Genomic DNA, 18,131 nt, shown 5'->3' with positions numbered 1-18,131 from the left:
TAATTAGGCTTCGACTGCGCTCAGCCAGACATTAATTTTAAATATTAGATTCCTGCTTGCGCAGAAATTTAGAGCACCATATTTTCAATTGGACAAACTAATATACCTTCTGCTCCATTGGCTTTTAATTCGTCTATAATTTCCCAGAAATCGTTTTTATTTATTACAGAGTGTAATGAACTCCAACCTTCTTCAGCTAGCGGTAAAACCGTTGGACTTTTCATTCCTGGTAAAATATTTATAATGTCGTCAACCTTGTTATTTGGTGCATTTAGTAACACGTAGCGTGAGTTTCTTGCTTTTAAAACCGATTGTAATCTAAACTGCAACTTGTTTAAAATCGCTTGATTTTCAGAAGAAATTTGAGGTGAAACTGCTAAAACAGCTTCCGATTTTAAAATGACTTCAACTTCTTTAAGGTTGTTTTTGAATAAGGTGCTTCCGCTAGAAACAATATCAACAATCGCATCTGCTAAACCAATATTTGGCGCAATTTCTACAGAACCGTTAATAATGTGTAAATTGGCGTTAACGTTGTTGTCTTTTAAAAATTTATTGACTGTGTTTGGATACGACGTCGCGATTCGTTTTCCTTCTAAATCTTTAATAGAATTATAGCTTTTTCCTTTTGGAATCGCGACAGACACTTTACAGCTAGAAAATCCTAATTTCTCTGCAATAGTGATGTCTTGTCCTTTTTCTACCAAAACATTTTCGCCAATAATAGCAACGTCTACAACACCATCTTTTAAATATTGAGGAATGTCTCCGTTACGCAAATAAAAGACTTCTAATGGGAAGTTTTTAGCCGAAGCTTTAAGTTGATCTTTACCATTATCGATAGAAATACCAACGTCTTTAAGGATTTTCATAGAATCCTCATTTAATCGTCCTGATTTTTGAATTGCAATTTTTAGTTTACTCATTTTTCTTTTTTGTTAAAGTGTTTGAGTAAATCTTTTTGGGTAAGATTCCTGTTTTTACAGGAATAAAAAAAACCGCTTGATTTACTCAAACGGTTTTAAAAATATTTTGGTTTTATTCAATACATTTCTAGCTCGCTTGAGTGCAAGTATGGAAATGATGATGATGTAATTGAATAAAAGTCATGTATAGTTTTGTTCTGTACAAAGATTGTAAATTAATATTTAAAATTCCAAATCATGAAATGTTAAAATTAATTTAATTATTATTGATTACCTAAAATAATAGGCATTCCACTTTCACCAGAACCTATTATAACAACTTTACTATTAGGTGATTCTGCTAATTTATTAGTCGCTTCAATACCCTTATCTTGAAGGATTTTATCTGTTAAAGAAGCGCTTAAAATTCTATTAGCATCTGCTTTACCTTGTGCCTCAATACGTTGTTTTTGAGCTTCTTTTTCAGCAGTAACTAATCTAAATTCATACTCTAAAGATTCTTGTTCTTGTCTAAGTTTTCTTTCTATTGCTTCTTTAATTGTAGGTGGTAAAGTAACATCTCTAATCAAAACATTATTAAGTTGAATGTATTGACTTTCTACAATTTTTCTAGTTTCTTCAAAAATTTCTTCTTGAATAGCATCTCTTTTAGTAGAATATAATTGTTCTGGAGTATAACGACCTACTACACTTCTTGCGGCACTTCTTATAGCAGGTTGTAAAACTCTGCTTAAATAATTTTCTCCTTTCTCATTATGCAATTTTCCTAAGTTTTTAACATCTGGTTCGTATAGCACCGATGCATCTAATTTTATATCTAATCCATTAGATGATAATACAGACATTTTTTCTGGAATTTCTTGCTGACGTGTTTCGTAATCTATAACTCTATTCCATGGAGCAATTATATGAAAACCTGGACCTAAAGGTGCTTTTTTAGAGTCTACTCCATCTCCTAAAGTTTCATATAAAACTGCAGCATGACCGGCATCTATGGTGACAGCAGATTTAGCTATGATAATTATAAATATAACTCCCGCAATGATAAAAGGGAATGCAATTTTTGGTAATCTTTCCATTGTAATTTTTATTTTAAATTAATCCTTTATATTTCCTGATAAACCATTCTAAAGCTAAGCACAATGCTATAAAAAATAGTAGATAATACCAGTTTATCAAAGGTACAACTCTTTTATTGGTTTTAAGAATTGGCTGATAACGATTATCTGATAATAAACTATCTGCCAAAGTAGAAGTGTTATCAATAAAATAAGCTTGACCTTTACTATTAGTAGCAACTTGTTGCAACTTTGTTACATTAGCGTTTAAAAATTGTTGCTCTATATTAAATGGTATAATTTTAAAATTACCTGACGATGATAATTTATCTGTAGTAGAACTAACTGTAATACTGTAATCTCCAGCGTCTAAACCATTTAAATTAACTTGATAACTGTTGTTTTTTAGTATTAATGGTCTTGATATTTTTTGATTAGTCTCCTTATTATTAAGTGAAATATTTAAGTTTTCAGTTGCATCAAATTCGTAGTTTTTATTGAAATATTGTGCGCTGATAACAATATTATCGCTACCATTGTAAAATGAATTATAATCGACTGTTAACCTATTTTTGCGTTGATTTGAAGCTAAATACTGCACCATTTTACCAATAAAAGCATCAAACGCTTCAAATGATTGATTGTTTAGGAAGCTTTGTGAACGCCACTTCCAAAGGTTTTCTCCAAAAAGGATCGCTTCTCTTCTATCATTAGTTTCAAAAGTTGCTAAAAGAGGCTCGTTTGTAGGAATACCAGAAACGGTTTTATTCAAAATAGATTGGTAAGGCACAGAAAAATCTGGTGCACCAAAATTAGATTTTAATGGAGGAAAGCTTTCAAAATCGATATCATCTATAATAAAATTGCTATAATTTTGATTCAGGTTAGCTTGATAATCTTCGGTTTGTGATGTGATTTCTAATTGATAATTTTTGGAAACTGAATTTAAAAATCGCCAGTCTGTTTTTACTCCAGAAATTAACCATTTATTTTTATTTTGAGCTTCTAAAGCTTCAAATAATTGTTTAAATGAATTGTTTGGCTGATACGCTATAATTAATTGAAAATCATTTAATTGATTTAAAATTTCATTTGGTTTTAAAAATGAAACTTCGCGCTGTTCATTACTTTCAATACTTTTTTTAATTGCACCTAAATCTGGATGTAAAACGGTGCTAACAACTGCTACTTTTGTCTTTTGATCTATAACTTCAACAGCAAAATTTTTATAATTATTAGTCTTATTTTTTTCAGTTGAAATAGGAACTATTTGCGCTTGATGACTTTGAACACCAACGGAAGTTGCTGGTAAGGTTGTATTAATAATTTCGGAAGATTTATCTTGAGAAAACGTAATTGGTTTTGAAAATACTGTTTTACCGTTTTGGGTGATGATAAAGTTTTTTGCTACTGTTTCATTTCCGTTATAAATAACAATCGCTTCAATTGGAAATCTATTTTTTAAATACGCATATTTATTAACGTTTAACTGACTAATTTTTAAATCGGAATACGTTATGGTATCACCAAGTATGATTGGATAAATCGGTTGTTTATAGTTATTAGCAGAGAATTGATAATCGCTACCTATAGTTTGATTCCCGTCAGAAATTAGTAATGTTGGAGCTGTTGTATTTTTATAGATTTCTGATAAATCTCTAAATACTTTATTTAGGTTGGTTTGTTGGTCTTTAAAATTTAAACTATCTGATGTGTTTAATTGATTTCCAAAAGTGAAATATTCAACATTAAACTTATCATTAATCTTTTGATTTTCTTTTAGTTGACTTATAAATTCAAGTTCTTTTTCATTTTGTTTTAAATGAGAAATAGATGCTGAATTATCAGCTACAATAACTAAATTAGGTTTTTCTGTATATGTAGAATTTTGTTCAAATTTAGGATTAATTAAAAGCAAAAACACAGAAAAAAAGGTGAAAAACCTTAAAAAAACAAAAAGCGCATTAAAAGACAATGCGCTTTTTGTTTTGTATTTATACTGGAAAAGCGCTAAAAGTAGCGCTATAATTCCTGCTAATATGATTAATAATATATCTTGTGTAGACATCTTTTAATATATGAAGTACTATTTTGTTATAGATAAATAGTATTTCAAAAAAAATCTAGGATGAAAATTTACGTTAACATTCCGCCATCAACGTTAATCGTTTGTCCTGTAACATAAGCGGACATATCACTAGCTAAAAATACACAAGCATTTGCAATATCTTCTGGCGTACCACCACGTTTTAATGGTATTGCATCACGCCAACCTTGCACAGTTTTTTCGTCTAATTTTCCTGTCATTTCAGTTTCGATAAAACCAGGAGCAATTACGTTACTTCTAATGTTTCTAGAACCTAACTCTAAAGCTACAGATTTAGAAAAACCAATAATACCAGCTTTACTTGCTGCATAGTTAGTTTGTCCTGCATTACCTTTAACACCAACAACAGAACTCATATTGATAATAGATCCTTTACGTTGTTTAAGCATAGTACGTTGTACAGCTTTTGTCATGTTAAATACAGATTTAAGATTTACTTCGATTACTTTATCAAAATCTTCTTCGCCCATACGCATTAACAAGTTGTCTTTAGTAATACCGGCATTATTTACTAACACATCAATGCTACCAAATTCAGCTAACACATCTTCTGCTAATTTTTGAGCTTCTTCAAAACTAGCAGCGTTACTTTGATATCCTTTAGCTTTAACACCTAAAGCGTTTAGCTCTTCTTCTAATTCATTCGCTGCTTCAACAGAAGAGCTATATGTAAATGCTATATTTGCTCCGTTTTGAGCAAAGACTTGTGCTATTCCTTTTCCTATTCCTCTTGAAGCACCTGTAATAATAGCTGTTTTATTTTCTAAAAGTTTCATTTATAATTCTGTTTTCAATTAGTATTTCAAATATAGTTATTTAGAATGTTATTGATAAGAAAAAGCCTCATAATTGTCATAAAATTATGAGGCTTTAAATAGTTTATGTTATTGGGCTTATCCCATTACTTCAGCTACTTTTTTACCTATTTCTGCTGGAGAATCTACCACGTGGATTCCGCAATCTCTCATAATAGCTTTTTTAGCTTGAGCTGTATCATCAGATCCACCAACAATTGCTCCTGCATGCCCCATTGTACGACCAGCTGGCGCAGTTTCACCTGCTATAAATCCAACGATTGGTTTTTTGCTTCCTGAAGCTTTGTACCAATTAGCTGCGTCTGCTTCTAATTGCCCACCAATTTCACCAATCATTACAACACACTCAGTTTCTGGATCGTTAATTAATAATTCTACAGCTTGTTTAGTAGTAGTACCGATAATTGGATCACCACCAATACCGATTGCTGTAGTAATACCTAAACCTTGTTTTACAACTTGGTCTGCTGCTTCATAAGTTAAAGTTCCTGATTTAGAAACAATACCTACTTTTCCTTGTTTAAATACAAAACCTGGCATGATACCAACTTTTGCTTCACCTGGAGTAATTACACCAGGACAATTAGGACCTACTAAGCGACAGTCTTTACCTTTAATATAATCTGCAGCTTTAATCATGTCTGCTACAGGAATTCCTTCTGTAATACAAATAATTACTTTAATACCAGCGTCTGCTGATTCCATAATAGCATCTGCTGCAAATGCTGGCGGAACAAATATAATTGAAGTGTCTGCTCCTACTTTTTCTACAGCTTCTGAAACTGTGTTAAATACAGGTTTGTCTAAATGTGTTTGACCACCTTTACCTGGTGTAACACCACCAACAACGTTGGTACCGTATTCTATCATTTGACCAGCGTGGAAAGTTCCTTCGCTACCTGTAAATCCTTGAACTATTATTTTTGAATCTTTGTTTACTAAAACGCTCATGTTTTGTATTATTAAGAATTTTTGAATGAATTTATTTTTCGTGTAACAAAAATAAGTTTTTGATTGCTATTTCTAAAGTATTTTTAAACTTTAATTTCAGAAAATGAGTTTAAATTTTGAGAATTTTCATCTGCAAGCTGACTTATTTCAAAACCTCTGTAAAGTTTACCTTCTTTAACTTCCCAAACTGTAATAAAATGCGCTAAAGGTTCTTCTTCATCAGGTTTTTCTATTGAAGTTACATAAACAGTATATCTTGCTGTTATTGTATTATTATCTTCTAGTAAATGACTAAGCTTGTAATTAAAAGAATGAAATGCTTTTTTTAGCGTTTCAATTCTTTCTTTAATCATCTTATAATCAGAACATCTATAGCCTTTACTACTATTCCAATGCAACAAACAATCTTTATGAATGTATTTGATAGCATCATTGTCTTTGGCTAAATCAAAACTGTAAAATGATTTTACAACCTCTTTTGCTGTCATTATTTCTCTTTTAATTGTTTTAAAATTTCAGGAATTCTTTTAACGTAAGCTAAATCTTTCAGCTTCACTCTAGATTCTTCTATTGGTGTACCAAAATAAGATTTTCCGCCTTCAATAGATTTTGTAACTCCTGTTTGCCCTAAAACATTGGCTTTTTTACCAATAGTAATACCACTTGTTGTACCAACTTGTCCCCAAAGCGTCACTTCATCTTCAATAACACAACAACCAGCAATACCTGTTTGAGAAGCTATTAAGCATTTTTTACCTATAACGGTATCGTGACCAACTTGAATTTGGTTATCTAGTTTAGATCCTTCACCAATTGTTGTATCACCGGTAACACCTCGGTCAATGCTACACATAGCGCCAATATCTACATTATCTTTAATAATAACACGTCCACCAGATTTTAATTGATCAAAACCTTCTGGTCTGTTTTTATAGTAAAAAGCACTTGCACCTAAAACACAACCAGCATGAATTGTAACATTGTTACCAATAATCGTATCATCATAAATACTTACGTTAGAATGAATGACACAATTATCACCAATAGTCACGTTATTTCCTATAAAACAGTTTGGTTGAATAATGGTATTTTTTCCAATTTTAGCAGTTTCTGAAATTGCTGAACTTGAAGGAACAAATGGCTTAAAGTGATTAGTTAGCTTGTTGAAATCTCTAAAAGGATCATCACTAATCAATAATGCTTTTCCTTCAGGACAATCTACTTCTTTATTAATAAGAATAATAGTTGCCGCACTATTTAAAGCTTTATCGTAGTATTTTGGATGATCTACAAATACAATATCTCCAGGTTCTACAACATGAATTTCATTCATACCTAAAACCTCAAAATTTTCATCACCAACAAACTCGCAATCAATTAATTGTGCTAATTTTTTAAGTGTATGTGACTTTGGGAATTTCATTTTAAAAAAATAAAAGAGTTAAATTATTCTTTAACTCTTTCTTTATAAGTTCCTTTTTCTGTTTCAACCTTAATTTTATCACCTTCATTTATAAATAAAGGCACATTAACTGTTGCTCCAGTTTCTACAGTTGCAGGTTTAGTAGCATTTGTTGCTGTATTACCTTTTACACCAGGTTCTGTTGCTGTAATTTCTAAAATTACTGTTGCTGGCATATCTACAGAAAGTGGCATATTATCTTCTGAATTGATTTGAATAGTTACTACTTCACCTTCTTTCATTAAATCTGGTCTATCTAAAGCAGATTCTGATAATCTAATTTGAGTAAAATCTTCTTCATTCATAAAATGATAAAACTCGCCATCATTATATAAATATTGAAATTTATGAGTTTCAACTCTTACATCTTCTAATTTATGTCCAGCAGAAAACGTGTTATCTAAAACTTTACCTGTAGTTACACTTTTTAATTTTGTTCTAACAAACGCAGGACCTTTACCTGGTTTTACGTGTAAAAACTCGATGATTTTATAAATATCGTTGTTATATCTAATGCATAAACCGTTTCTAATATCTGATGTTGTTGCCATTATTTAAGTTTAATTTGAATTTTTAGTTTGATGTGAAATATCCTTTCATAATTCCACGATGAGAATTTTTGATAAACTGAAGGATTTCGTCTCTTTCTGGAGTTGCTTCCATTTCAGCCTCAATAATTGCTACTGCTTGAGAATTATTATAGTTTTTCTGATAAAGAATTCTGAAAATATCTTGAATTTCTCTAATCTTTTCGGTTGTAAAACCACGACGTCTTAATCCAACTGAATTTATACCTACGTAAGATAAAGGTTCTCTTGCTGCTTTTACAAAAGGTGGCACATCTTTACGAACTAAAGATCCACCAGTTACAAATGCGTGATTACCAATAGAACAAAATTGATGTACTGCTGTCATACCTGCTAAGACTACAAAATCTCCAACTGTAATATGACCAGCTAACGTACTATTATTTGAGAATATACAGTTGTTTCCAACAATACAATCGTGAGCAATATGGCAGTATGCCATGATTAAGCAATTATTACCAACAACCGTTTTCATTTTATCGGTTGTTCCTCTGTTGATTGTTACACATTCTCTAATGGTTACATTGTCACCAATAATAGTTAATGTGTCTTCGTCATTATATTTTAAATCTTGAGGCACTGCAGAAATAACTGCACCAGGAAAAATATTACAGTTCTTCCCTATTCTTGCACCTTCCATGATTGTAACATTACTACCTATCCAAGTACCTTCTCCTATTGTTACATTATTATGAATGGTAGCAAAAGGCTCTATAACTACATTTTTTGCAATTTTGGCTCCAGGATGAACGTATGCTAATGGTTGATTCATTGTTTAGTTGTTTTTAACTTTAGTTATTTGCGCCATAAGTTCGGCTTCAGCACATAATTTACCGTTTGCATAAGCATAACCTTGCATATGACAAATACCACGACGTATTGGCGTGATTAATTCGCATTTAAAGATTAATGTATCACCAGGCATTACTTTTTGTTTGAATTTTACATTATCCATTTTCATGAAAAATGTTAGATAATTTTCTGGATCTGGCACTGTGCTTAATACTAAAATACCACCTGTTTGTGCCATAGCTTCTACTATTAAAACACCAGGCATTACTGGCGCGCCAGGAAAGTGACCTCTAAAGAAGTCTTCATTCATTGTTACGTTTTTAGCTCCAATAACGTATTGATCTGTTAGTTCAAAAACCTTATCTAATAGTAAAAATGGCTGTCTATGTGGTAGCATGTCCATAATTTGATTTACATCCATTAATGGTGTTTGATTTAAATCAACTTTTGGAACATTATTACGTCTTTCGTTTTTAATTAATTTAGACATTTTTTTTGCAAACTGTGTGTTTACAAAATGTCCTGGTTTATTAGCAATTACCTTACCTTTGATATGAGTTCCTATTAAAGCCAAGTCACCAATAACATCTAATAATTTATGTCTAGCTGCTTCGTTTGGATGATGTAAGGTTAAATTATCTAAAATACCGTTAGGTTTAACAGCAATTGATTCTTTATTAAATGCAACTTTAAGTTTTTCAATAGTTTCTGGCGAAATTTCTTTATCTACATAAACAATTGCATTGTTTAAATCTCCTCCTTTAATTAAGCCATGTTCTAATAAAGACTCTAATTCGTGTAAAAAACTGAAAGTTCTTGAGCAAGCTATGTGATTTTTAAAATCTGACATACTTTCTAAAGTCGCATTTTGAGTTCCTAAAACTTTAGTCCCAAAATCTACCATTGTTGTTACCTTGTAATCTGAAGCTGGCATAACTAAGATTTCGCTACCTGTTTCTTCATCTGTGTAAGAAATAACATCTGTAACTTCGAATACTTCTCTAGTAGCTTCTTGCTCTACGATTCCTGCTTTTTCTATAGCTTCAACAAAAAACTTAGAAGAACCATCCATTATTGGTGGTTCAGAATTATCTAATTCTAATAAAGCATTATCAATACCCATACCTACTAATGCAGCCAAAACATGCTCGCAAGTCTGTATCGTTACTCCATTTTTCTCTAAACAAGTACCGCGTTGTGTATTAGTAACATAGTTAGCATCTGCTTCAATTACTGGAGCACCTTCTAAATCTATACGCTTAAAAGCAAAACCAGCATTTTCTGGCGCTGATTTAAAGGTTAATGTAACATCTTTACCAGTATGTAAACCTACACCTGTTAAAGACACTTCGCTTTTAATGGTTTTTTGTTTGACGTCTGTATTAATTATTGCCATTATTTTGTTTTTCTAAGTCGTTTACAGTTTTAACTATTTTAGGTAAGTTTTTAAAATACACATATGATTTATTAAAATCCCCGTATGATAACGCAGGTGAACCTTGTAATACTTCATTGTCTTTTACATTTCTACCAATACCAGATTGCGCTTGTATTTTTACATTATTACCAATTGTAATATGTCCTACAATACCAACTTGACCACCAATTTGACAGTTTTCACCAATTTTTGTTGATCCTGCAACACCTGTTTGCGCTGCTATTACAGTGTTTTTACCGATTTCAACATTATGGGCAATTTGTATTTGATTGTCTAGTTTTACTCCTCTTCTTATGATTGTAGATCCTAAAGTAGCTCTATCTATTGTAGTTGCTGCTCCTATATCTACAAAGTCTTCTAAAATCACATTACCTATTTGAGGCACTTTAGAGTATTCTCCGTTTTCATCTGGTGCGAAACCAAAACCATCAGCACCTATAATAGCACCTGAATTAATCACACAATTCTTACCAATTACAGATTCTGAGTAAATTTTTGCTCCAGAAAAAACAACTGTATCATCTCCTATGGTTACATTATCACCTACATAACTGCTAGGAAAAATCTTTACATTATTACCTAAAGTTACATTATTACCAATATAAGTAAATGCTCCAATATATATGTTATCTCCCTTCTTTACATTTTCTGAAATGTAAGACGGTTGCTCTATTCCTGATTTGTTTAGCTTAACTTGATTATAATATTCTAATAATTTTGAAAATGCTTTATAAGCATCTTCAACTTTAATTAGTGTACAACTAAGGTCTTGTTCTGGCTTAAATGTATTATTAACAATAGCTATGGAAGCTTTTGTTGAATATATGTAATGCGTGTATTTAGGGTTTGCTAAAAAGGTTAATGCACCTTCTTCCCCTTCTTCTATTTTTGATAATTTAGAAACCTCTACCTGAGGATTGCCTTCTACGACACCTTCTAAAATACCAGCTATTTGTTCTGCTGTAAATTTCATTATTGGCAAAAATAGAAAAAATGAATTAAAGTTTTTGCTTTGGATAACATATATAATGTTTTGTCACCTTTTTTGATAATGCTTTTAAGTTTAATTGATCCGAAGCCTTGACTACATCTTCAACCTTTCCTGACTTATATAAAATTTTTATATTTTGTTTACTTCTGGTATACGCTTGGTTACTGATTTCGCCTTGAAACACAAAATATTTGGCTTCGTCTTCTGTAATATTATATTTTTCTTTCAAAAAATTTATTTGAGCGTATAAAAAATCTTCTTTGATAGGTTTCTTTTTAATTTTCACTTTAAGCAATTGCCTATCTACAATCATTTCGCAAAGGTTGCTTAACACAAAATCGCCATGATGTTGCCAAGCTTTCATTGCTGAAATTATATCATAATCATCTAATTTAGCAAAAGTTTCAAGACAATTATCATCAAATTCATTTAATGTAATTTCATTCTTTAAAAAGAATTGTAACGGTTTACTCGCTTCCAGTTTTAAACCTTGCCTACTTAATTCTTTAGCTCGTTTTAGGACTCTAATTATAAGTTGCTCAGCAGCTAAACTTGTTTTGTGCAGATAGACTTGCCAATACATCAATCGTCTTGCGACTAAAAATTTTTCGACACTATATATCCCTTTATGCTCAATAACTAACTCGTCATCTTTTACGTTAAGCATTGTAATAATACGTTCGCTATTAATATTACCTTCAGAAACACCTGTATAAAAACTATCTCTTTTTAAGTAATCTGCACGATCCATATCAATCTGACTTGATATTAACTGAAGCATAAACTTACGATGATAATCTCCTTTAAAAATTTGGATTGCAAGTGTTAAATCGCCGTTAAATTCTTCATTCAACTTTTGCATGAAAAGCACAGAAATTTCTTCGTGGGACACACCGTTTACAATACTATGCTCCATCGCATGAGAAAACGGACCATGACCTATATCATGTAATAAAATAGCTATGTAAAGCGCGTTTTCTTCTTCTTCAGAAATTTTAACACCTTTAAAACGAAGTACTTGCACAGCTTTCTGCATTAAATGCATACAACCAATAGCATGATGAAATCTAGTATGATGCGCACCAGGATACACCAAATATGACAAACCCATTTGAGAAATACGTCGCAATCTTTGGAAGTACTTATGCTCTATTAAATCAAAAATTATCGAATTTGGTATGGTAATAAATCCGTAAATTGGATCGTTTAATATTTTAAGTTTGTTTATTTTTCTCAAACTAAATCTTTACATTATAATTAGATAACAAATATACATGAACAATATAAATATTCTTTGGGTAGACGACGAAATTGATTTACTTAAACCACATATACTATTTTTAGAACAAAAAAACTACAATGTTACAACCTGCAATAGCGGTACAGAAGCATTAGAAATTTTAAATGACAAGAATTTTGATATTGTTTTTTTAGATGAAAATATGCCAGGTTTAACAGGTCTTGAAACTTTAAACGAAATAAAAGAAATAAAAGACACCATTCCTGTTGTAATGATTACCAAAAGTGAAGAAGAATATATCATGGAAGAAGCTATTGGTAATAAAATAGCCGATTATTTAATAAAACCCGTTAACCCGAATCAAATTCTATTAAGCCTGAAGAAAAACCTAGATCATTCTAGATTGGTTAGCGAAAAAACAACTTCAAATTATCAACAAGAATTTAGAAAAATAGCAATGGATCTTGCTATGGTTAATAGCTATGAAGATTGGGTTGCTTTATATCAAAAGTTAATTTATTGGGAAATTCAACTAGAAGATATTGAAGACCCAAGCATGTTTGAAATATTAGAATCTCAAAAAAACGAAGCTAACATACAATTTGGTAAGTTTATAGATAAAAATTATCCTACTTGGTTTCAACCTAACACAGATGCACCAATATTATCTCATACGCTTTTCAGAGAAAAAATTGCTCCAGAACTTAGTAAAGAGCAGCCTACCTTACTTATAGTAGTTGATAATTTAAGGTATGATCAATGGAAAGCATTTGAACCAACAGTAGCTAATCATTATAAAAAGGAAAATGAAGAAGCATTTTTTAGCATTTTACCAACCGCTACACAATATGCAAGAAACGCTATTTTCTCAGGTTTAATGCCTGCTGATATGGAAAAACTACATCCAAATCTATGGAAAAACGATACAGATGAAGGTGGAAAAAATCTACACGAAGCAGATTTTTTAGAAGCTCAAATCAAAAGATTAGGCTTAAATCATTTAAAACATGAGTTTTACAAAATAACCAACCTTAAAAGCGGCAAACAATTAGCTGAAAATTTTAAAGGACTAAAAGACAACGATTTAACAGTTGTAGTATACAATTTTGTAGACATGCTTTCTCACGCAAAAACAGATATGGAAGTTGTAAAAGAATTAGCCTCTAACGATAAAGCGTACAGATCTTTAACCCAAAGTTGGTTTAAAAATTCACCATTATTAGAGATGGTTCAGCAAGCGCAACAACTAGGTTTTAAATTAATTATTACAACAGATCATGGTACAATTAATGTTAAACATCCTTCAAAAGTAATTGGAGATAGAGACACAAGCTTAAATCTACGCTATAAAACAGGTCGAAGCTTAAGTTATGAAGAAAAAGATGTTTTAGTAGCTAAAGATCCTAAAACAATACACTTACCTTCTATTACGATGAGTAGTTCTTTCATTTTTGCAAAAGGTGATTTGTTTTTTGCATACCCAAATAATTACAATCATTATGTTAGTCATTTTAGAAACACCTATCAACATGGCGGTGTTTCTTTAGAAGAAATGATTATTCCTTTTGTTGTATTAAATCCGAAATAAATTAATTTTGCAAATAAAATTGCAACAGTGGATTTTACATATACATTAGATCAAATAGAAGAAGCTTCTAATTTTGTTTTAGAAAATGCCAATTCAAAAATAATTCTTTTTGAAGGTGAAATGGGTGCTGGAAAAACAACACTAATAAAAGAGTTAGTTAAAAAATTAGGAAGCCAAGACATTGTTAGCAGCCCTACTTTTTCTTTAGTAAATGAGTATGAAACTGACAATGATACTATTTATCATTTTGATTTATATCGTGTTAATGACGAAGAAGAGTTATATAATTTTGGAATTGAAACATATATATATAATGATAAATATGTACTAGTAGAATGGCCGGACTTATTAAAACCAATGTTACAAGAGAGTTTTACTATTTTAAAATTTGAAACAACAAATAATAATTCTAGACGTATCAATTTGATTAATACTAAATAAAAAATTACTTTATTTTTTAACAAAAAAATGTATTTTTGACCTGTTTACGGTTTTAACCACATCAAAAAATTAAAAAAACACGGTTTTTAACATAATTTTAACATTTAGCTTGAAATCCTATTAGTTTTCAACATAAATTAGCGGTAATTAATTAAATCCCTAACATTATGAAAACTAAAAAGTATGTAATTGCTTTAGCAATTTTTGGTGGTGTATTATTCACTGCACAAGCGACAAATCTGATTGATTTAAATGGACAACAAACAACAAGCATCGAAAAAGCCAGAATTAAAGTCCCAGGACAAGGTAAGTAACAGTAAATCATCAGTAATATATGGAAGCTTAATTGCTACAGTTATAGCTTTAACTCCATTATTATTTAATGCATACGTAAGTGTTCCAGATCAAAAGGTTTGGAACACTTATTTTTTTACCTATAACAGTGAGTACTATGAAAGCGCATTTGTAATGGCGTGGACATTAATGAGTAAATTAATTCCTCTTTTATTAATGTTCATATGGATATCAACATGCAGACACTGGTGGTATCATGCCATATTAATACCAATAGGTATGTTTATATATCAAATTATTGTTATTTTAGATGACGATCTTTCTTTTGCTGATCAAAATGAAATGTTTGTACTACTTCCAGTAATGATAATCATTATACCATCAATATATCTTGTAAGAGCAAGAATATTTAATAGAATAAATACAGTAACAAAATCAACACAAGAATTAGAAGACGAGTTAACCTTTAGACCAAAATCTCTTTGGGGAAAAATTAAGCAGTATTTTTAATGTTAAACAATTACAATTTATTTCGTAATTTGTTTCATATTTAAAAACTAGCTAACCAATGTCCAAATCCATTACGCCTTTCTCTAAAGCACAGCTTATCCCTCAAGAAGAAACTTTAGAGGTTTATAAACATAAAAGCGAGCTTTTTATAGGTATACCAAAAGAAACCGCTTTTCAAGAAAAGCGTGTTTGCTTAACACCAGATGCTGTTTCTGCAATAATCAATAATGGACATCGTGTTCTTATAGAATCTGGCGCAGGTCTTGGCGCTAATTTTACAGACAAAGATTATAGTGAAGCTGGCGCAGAAATCACTAAAGACACAGCTAAAGTATATAGCTGCCCAATGATTTTAAAAGTTGAGCCACCAACTTTAGAGGAATTAGAGTTAATAAACCCGCAAACAACACTTATTTCTGCACTACAAATAAAAACTCAATCTAAAAAATACTTCGAAAAACTTGCTACAAAACGCATTACAGCCTTAGCTTTCGAATTTATAAAAGACGAAGACGGTGCATATCCTGCTGTTAGAGCTTTAAGTGAAATTGCTGGTACTGCTTCTGTTTTAATTGCATCAGAATTATTAAGTAGTTCAAGTCAAGGAAATGGGTTAATGTTTGGCAATATAAGTGGTGTTCCTCCTACAGAAGTTGTCATTTTAGGCGCAGGAACTGTTGGCGAATTTGCCGCAAGAAGTGCAATAGGCTTAGGTGCTAATGTTAAGGTCTTTGACAATTCAATAACCAGATTACGCTGTTTACAAGCTAATTTAGGTCGCACCATTTACACGTCTACAATTCAACCAAAATATCTAAGTAAAGCTTTAAAACGTTGCGATGTTGTAATTGGAGCTGTTAGAGGAAAAGACAGGTCACCTATTATCGTTACAGAAACCATGGTTGAATCTATGAAAAAAGGATCTGTAATTATTGATGTTAGTATTGATATGGGCGGATGTTTTGAAACTAGCGAAGTCACTACTCACAACAAACCAACGTTTAGAAAACACGATATTATTCATTATTGCGTCCCTAATATTCCTGCTAGATATTCTAGAACTGCTTCTGCTTCAATAAGTAATATTTTTACACCATATTTATTAAAAATTGCTGATGATGGCGGTCTTGAAAACGCTATACGTTTTGATAAAGGCTTAAAAAATGGACTTTATTTTTATCACGGAATATTAACTAGTCGCGCAGTTGGTGAATGGTTTGATTTAAAGCATAGCGACATCAACTTATTAATATTCTAAAATAGTTTTTGTTTTTATTATTTAAGTGAAATGATTTTACGAATTTTGCCCAAATTTTAAACTTCATGAAATTTATTCACAGATTAGGATATTACCTTGGTGGTTTTGCAATCGGATTAGTATTATTAGCTTTCTTTTTAAACGGAAGTAACACCTCTTGCCAATACGATTATGGTCCAGAATCTAGAGTTCTAAAAGATATAAACACTAAAGTTTTAAAATACTCTTCTGAAAGTGAAATTTTATTACAAAATAAAGAGATAGATACCAACACAATAAAAAATATCCTTAAAGAAGGAGATGTTATATTTTCTGAAAGCGAACCAAGAAAAGAACCTTGTGGTATCTATCATATTGAACAAAAAAAGGATAATAAAACTATTATCCTTTCTGTTGAAAACTGTAAAAAAACAGCCGTATTGCAATCTATAAAAATAGTAGACTAGGCGTTTTTTCTTCTATTTCTTTCTTCTTTTATTAATGTTAGCTCTCTACTTGTTTGTCCCGCTACAGATGTATTTTCTTCAGCGCGCCTAATTAGGTAAGGCATAACATCTTTAACAGGTCCAAATGGTAAATATTTAGCAACATTATACCCATTGGCAGCCAAATTAAAGCTTATATGGTCACTCATACCGTATAATTGCCCAAACCAAACTCGGTTATCTTTTATATCAATATTTAAAGTTTCCATAAGCTCCATAGCTATATAGTTACTCAATTCATTATGAGTACCAATAAAAATTGAAATATCATCAATATGATGTAAAATATATGTTAGGCAGTCATTAAAATTAGCATCTGTGGTTGCTTTATCCTTACATATCGGACTCTCATAACCTTTCTCTTCAGCACGCTCGCGTTCTTTTTCCATGTAAGCACCACGAACAATTTTATAGCCCAACATAAAACCTTGCTCTTTTGCTCTTTTATGCGAAGCTTTTAAAAATTCCAACCTGTCATGACGGTATGTTTGTAACGTATTATAAACAACAGGCACTTCTGTGTTGTAGGTTTTCATCATTTCTTCAGCAAGTTCATCTGCAGCATCTTGCATCCAACTTTCTTCAGCATCAATTAAAACTTCAACATCTTTTTGTTTAGCTAAACTACACACATCATGATAACGCTGCACTACTCTATCCCATTCTTTTTGCTCTTCTTCTGTAAATGGCTTCCCTTCACCTTTTTTCTGAAACAGATAAAAACGTCCAAATCCAGTTGGTTTAAAAACAACTATTGGCATTGCTTCTCTCTCTTCACAAAAACGAATTATTTTTATAATCTTCTGCGCCGCTTCATCAAAATGAGATTCTATTTCTTTTCCTTCAACAGAATAGTCTAAAACAGAACTCACTCTAGCCTCATACATTTTATCTATAACACCCAAACAATCTTCTTCACTTACTCCTCCACAAAAATGATCAAAAACTGTAGCTCTAATCAATCCTTCTACTGGCAAATGTGCTTTTAATGCAAAATTTGTTGCTGCTGTTCCTATTCTAACTAACGGTTCGTTAGCTATCATTTTAAACAAAAAATAAGCACGTTCTAACTGAGAATCGCTTTTCAACTTAAAAGCTACTTCAGTGTTTTCAAAAAGTTTTTTATCTACCATTATCACTTAAAAATTATATACAAATATAAATGAAGTATAATAGAATTTATTTAAA

At 31.2% G+C, this 18,131-nt stretch carries 19 protein-coding genes; 6 read left to right on the top strand and 13 right to left on the bottom strand.

Going from position 1 to position 18,131, the window contains the following annotated elements; translation table 11 throughout:
* Window positions 1-68: 68 nt before the first annotated feature.
* From hisG to WA327_RS10470, 12 genes are all read right to left on the bottom strand, one after another.
* The gene (gene hisG / locus WA327_RS10525) at window positions 69-926 is read right to left on the bottom strand and encodes an ATP phosphoribosyltransferase (RefSeq protein ID WP_299096749.1); all 858 of its coding nucleotides are present in this window, start codon (window positions 924-926) and stop codon (window positions 69-71) included.
* A gap of 263 nt (window positions 927-1,189) precedes the next feature.
* Window positions 1,190-2,005 carry a prohibitin family protein gene (locus WA327_RS10520; RefSeq protein WP_336069496.1) on the bottom strand — a complete coding sequence of 272 codons (816 nt, stop codon included), beginning with the start codon at window positions 2,003-2,005 and terminating at the stop codon, window positions 1,190-1,192.
* Window positions 2,006-2,018: 13 nt separating this feature from the next.
* Window positions 2,019-4,052 carry a VWA domain-containing protein gene (locus WA327_RS10515; RefSeq protein ID WP_336069494.1) on the bottom strand — a complete coding sequence of 678 codons (2,034 nt, stop codon included), beginning with the start codon at window positions 4,050-4,052 and terminating at the stop codon, window positions 2,019-2,021.
* A gap of 68 nt (window positions 4,053-4,120) precedes the next feature.
* Complete coding sequence (fabG, locus tag WA327_RS10510) at window positions 4,121-4,867, bottom strand: 3-oxoacyl-[acyl-carrier-protein] reductase (RefSeq protein ID WP_027878974.1); 747 nt, start codon at window positions 4,865-4,867, stop codon at window positions 4,121-4,123.
* Window positions 4,868-4,984: 117 nt separating this feature from the next.
* Entirely contained in the window at window positions 4,985-5,857 is an 873-nt protein-coding gene (gene sucD, locus WA327_RS10505) for a succinate--CoA ligase subunit alpha (RefSeq protein ID WP_336069491.1), read from the bottom strand.
* Window positions 5,858-5,940: 83 nt separating this feature from the next.
* A complete protein-coding gene (locus WA327_RS10500; protein ID WP_336069489.1) occupies window positions 5,941-6,345 on the bottom strand; it encodes a nuclear transport factor 2 family protein in 405 nt (134 codons plus the stop codon).
* Window positions 6,345-7,280: a UDP-3-O-(3-hydroxymyristoyl)glucosamine N-acyltransferase gene (locus tag WA327_RS10495; protein WP_336069487.1), complete on the bottom strand. Its 936-nt coding sequence runs from the start codon at window positions 7,278-7,280 to the stop codon at window positions 6,345-6,347. Before WA327_RS10495 ends, WA327_RS10500 begins: the two co-directional genes overlap by 1 nt.
* Before the next feature lie 23 nt (window positions 7,281-7,303).
* A complete protein-coding gene (efp, locus tag WA327_RS10490) occupies window positions 7,304-7,870 on the bottom strand; it encodes an elongation factor P (RefSeq protein ID WP_336069485.1) in 567 nt (188 codons plus the stop codon).
* Window positions 7,871-7,892: 22 nt separating this feature from the next.
* A complete protein-coding gene (lpxA, locus tag WA327_RS10485; protein WP_336069484.1) occupies window positions 7,893-8,678 on the bottom strand; it encodes an acyl-ACP--UDP-N-acetylglucosamine O-acyltransferase in 786 nt (261 codons plus the stop codon).
* Window positions 8,679-8,681: 3 nt separating this feature from the next.
* Entirely contained in the window at window positions 8,682-10,094 is a 1,413-nt protein-coding gene (locus WA327_RS10480; protein WP_336069481.1) for a bifunctional UDP-3-O-[3-hydroxymyristoyl] N-acetylglucosamine deacetylase/3-hydroxyacyl-ACP dehydratase, read from the bottom strand.
* Complete coding sequence (lpxD, locus tag WA327_RS10475) at window positions 10,081-11,109, bottom strand: UDP-3-O-(3-hydroxymyristoyl)glucosamine N-acyltransferase (protein WP_336069478.1); 1,029 nt, start codon at window positions 11,107-11,109, stop codon at window positions 10,081-10,083. The genes WA327_RS10480 and lpxD overlap by 14 nt, the downstream gene beginning before the upstream one ends.
* A 25-nt stretch (window positions 11,110-11,134) precedes the next feature.
* Window positions 11,135-12,364 carry an HD domain-containing protein gene (locus WA327_RS10470; protein ID WP_336069477.1) on the bottom strand — a complete coding sequence of 410 codons (1,230 nt, stop codon included), beginning with the start codon at window positions 12,362-12,364 and terminating at the stop codon, window positions 11,135-11,137.
* A gap of 37 nt (window positions 12,365-12,401) precedes the next feature.
* Here WA327_RS10470 and WA327_RS10465 point away from each other — a divergent pair, with 37 nt between their 5' ends.
* From WA327_RS10465 to WA327_RS10440, 6 genes are all read left to right on the top strand, one after another.
* Window positions 12,402-13,955, top strand: coding sequence for a PglZ domain-containing protein (locus WA327_RS10465; RefSeq protein ID WP_336069475.1), 1,554 nt, complete (start codon window positions 12,402-12,404; stop codon window positions 13,953-13,955).
* Between the two features lie 27 nt (window positions 13,956-13,982).
* A complete protein-coding gene (gene tsaE / locus WA327_RS10460; RefSeq protein ID WP_336069473.1) occupies window positions 13,983-14,396 on the top strand; it encodes a tRNA (adenosine(37)-N6)-threonylcarbamoyltransferase complex ATPase subunit type 1 TsaE in 414 nt (137 codons plus the stop codon).
* 167 nt (window positions 14,397-14,563) lie between these two features.
* On the top strand, window positions 14,564-14,710 hold the full coding sequence (locus tag WA327_RS10455) for a hypothetical protein (RefSeq protein WP_336069470.1): 147 nt from the start codon (window positions 14,564-14,566) through the stop codon (window positions 14,708-14,710).
* Window positions 14,711-14,864: 154 nt separating this feature from the next.
* Window positions 14,865-15,200, top strand: a complete 336-nt coding sequence (locus WA327_RS10450; protein ID WP_336069468.1) for a hypothetical protein — start codon at window positions 14,865-14,867, stop codon at window positions 15,198-15,200.
* Between the two features lie 58 nt (window positions 15,201-15,258).
* Complete coding sequence (locus WA327_RS10445) at window positions 15,259-16,458, top strand: alanine dehydrogenase (protein ID WP_336069467.1); 1,200 nt, start codon at window positions 15,259-15,261, stop codon at window positions 16,456-16,458.
* A 65-nt stretch (window positions 16,459-16,523) separates the two neighbouring features.
* Window positions 16,524-16,904: a hypothetical protein gene (locus WA327_RS10440; protein ID WP_336069465.1), complete on the top strand. Its 381-nt coding sequence runs from the start codon at window positions 16,524-16,526 to the stop codon at window positions 16,902-16,904.
* On the opposite strand, the gene WA327_RS10435 is transcribed toward WA327_RS10440, so the two are convergent.
* Window positions 16,901-18,076: a proline dehydrogenase family protein gene (locus WA327_RS10435; protein ID WP_336069462.1), complete on the bottom strand. Its 1,176-nt coding sequence runs from the start codon at window positions 18,074-18,076 to the stop codon at window positions 16,901-16,903. The genes WA327_RS10440 and WA327_RS10435 overlap by 4 nt on opposite strands.
* Window positions 18,077-18,131 lie beyond the last annotated feature (55 nt).

This window comes from Mesoflavibacter sp. CH_XMU1404-2, from assembly GCF_037029465.1.
Classification (GTDB): Bacteria; Bacteroidota; Bacteroidia; order Flavobacteriales; family Flavobacteriaceae; genus Mesoflavibacter.
This window is presented reverse-complemented; position numbering and strand designations above follow the sequence as displayed.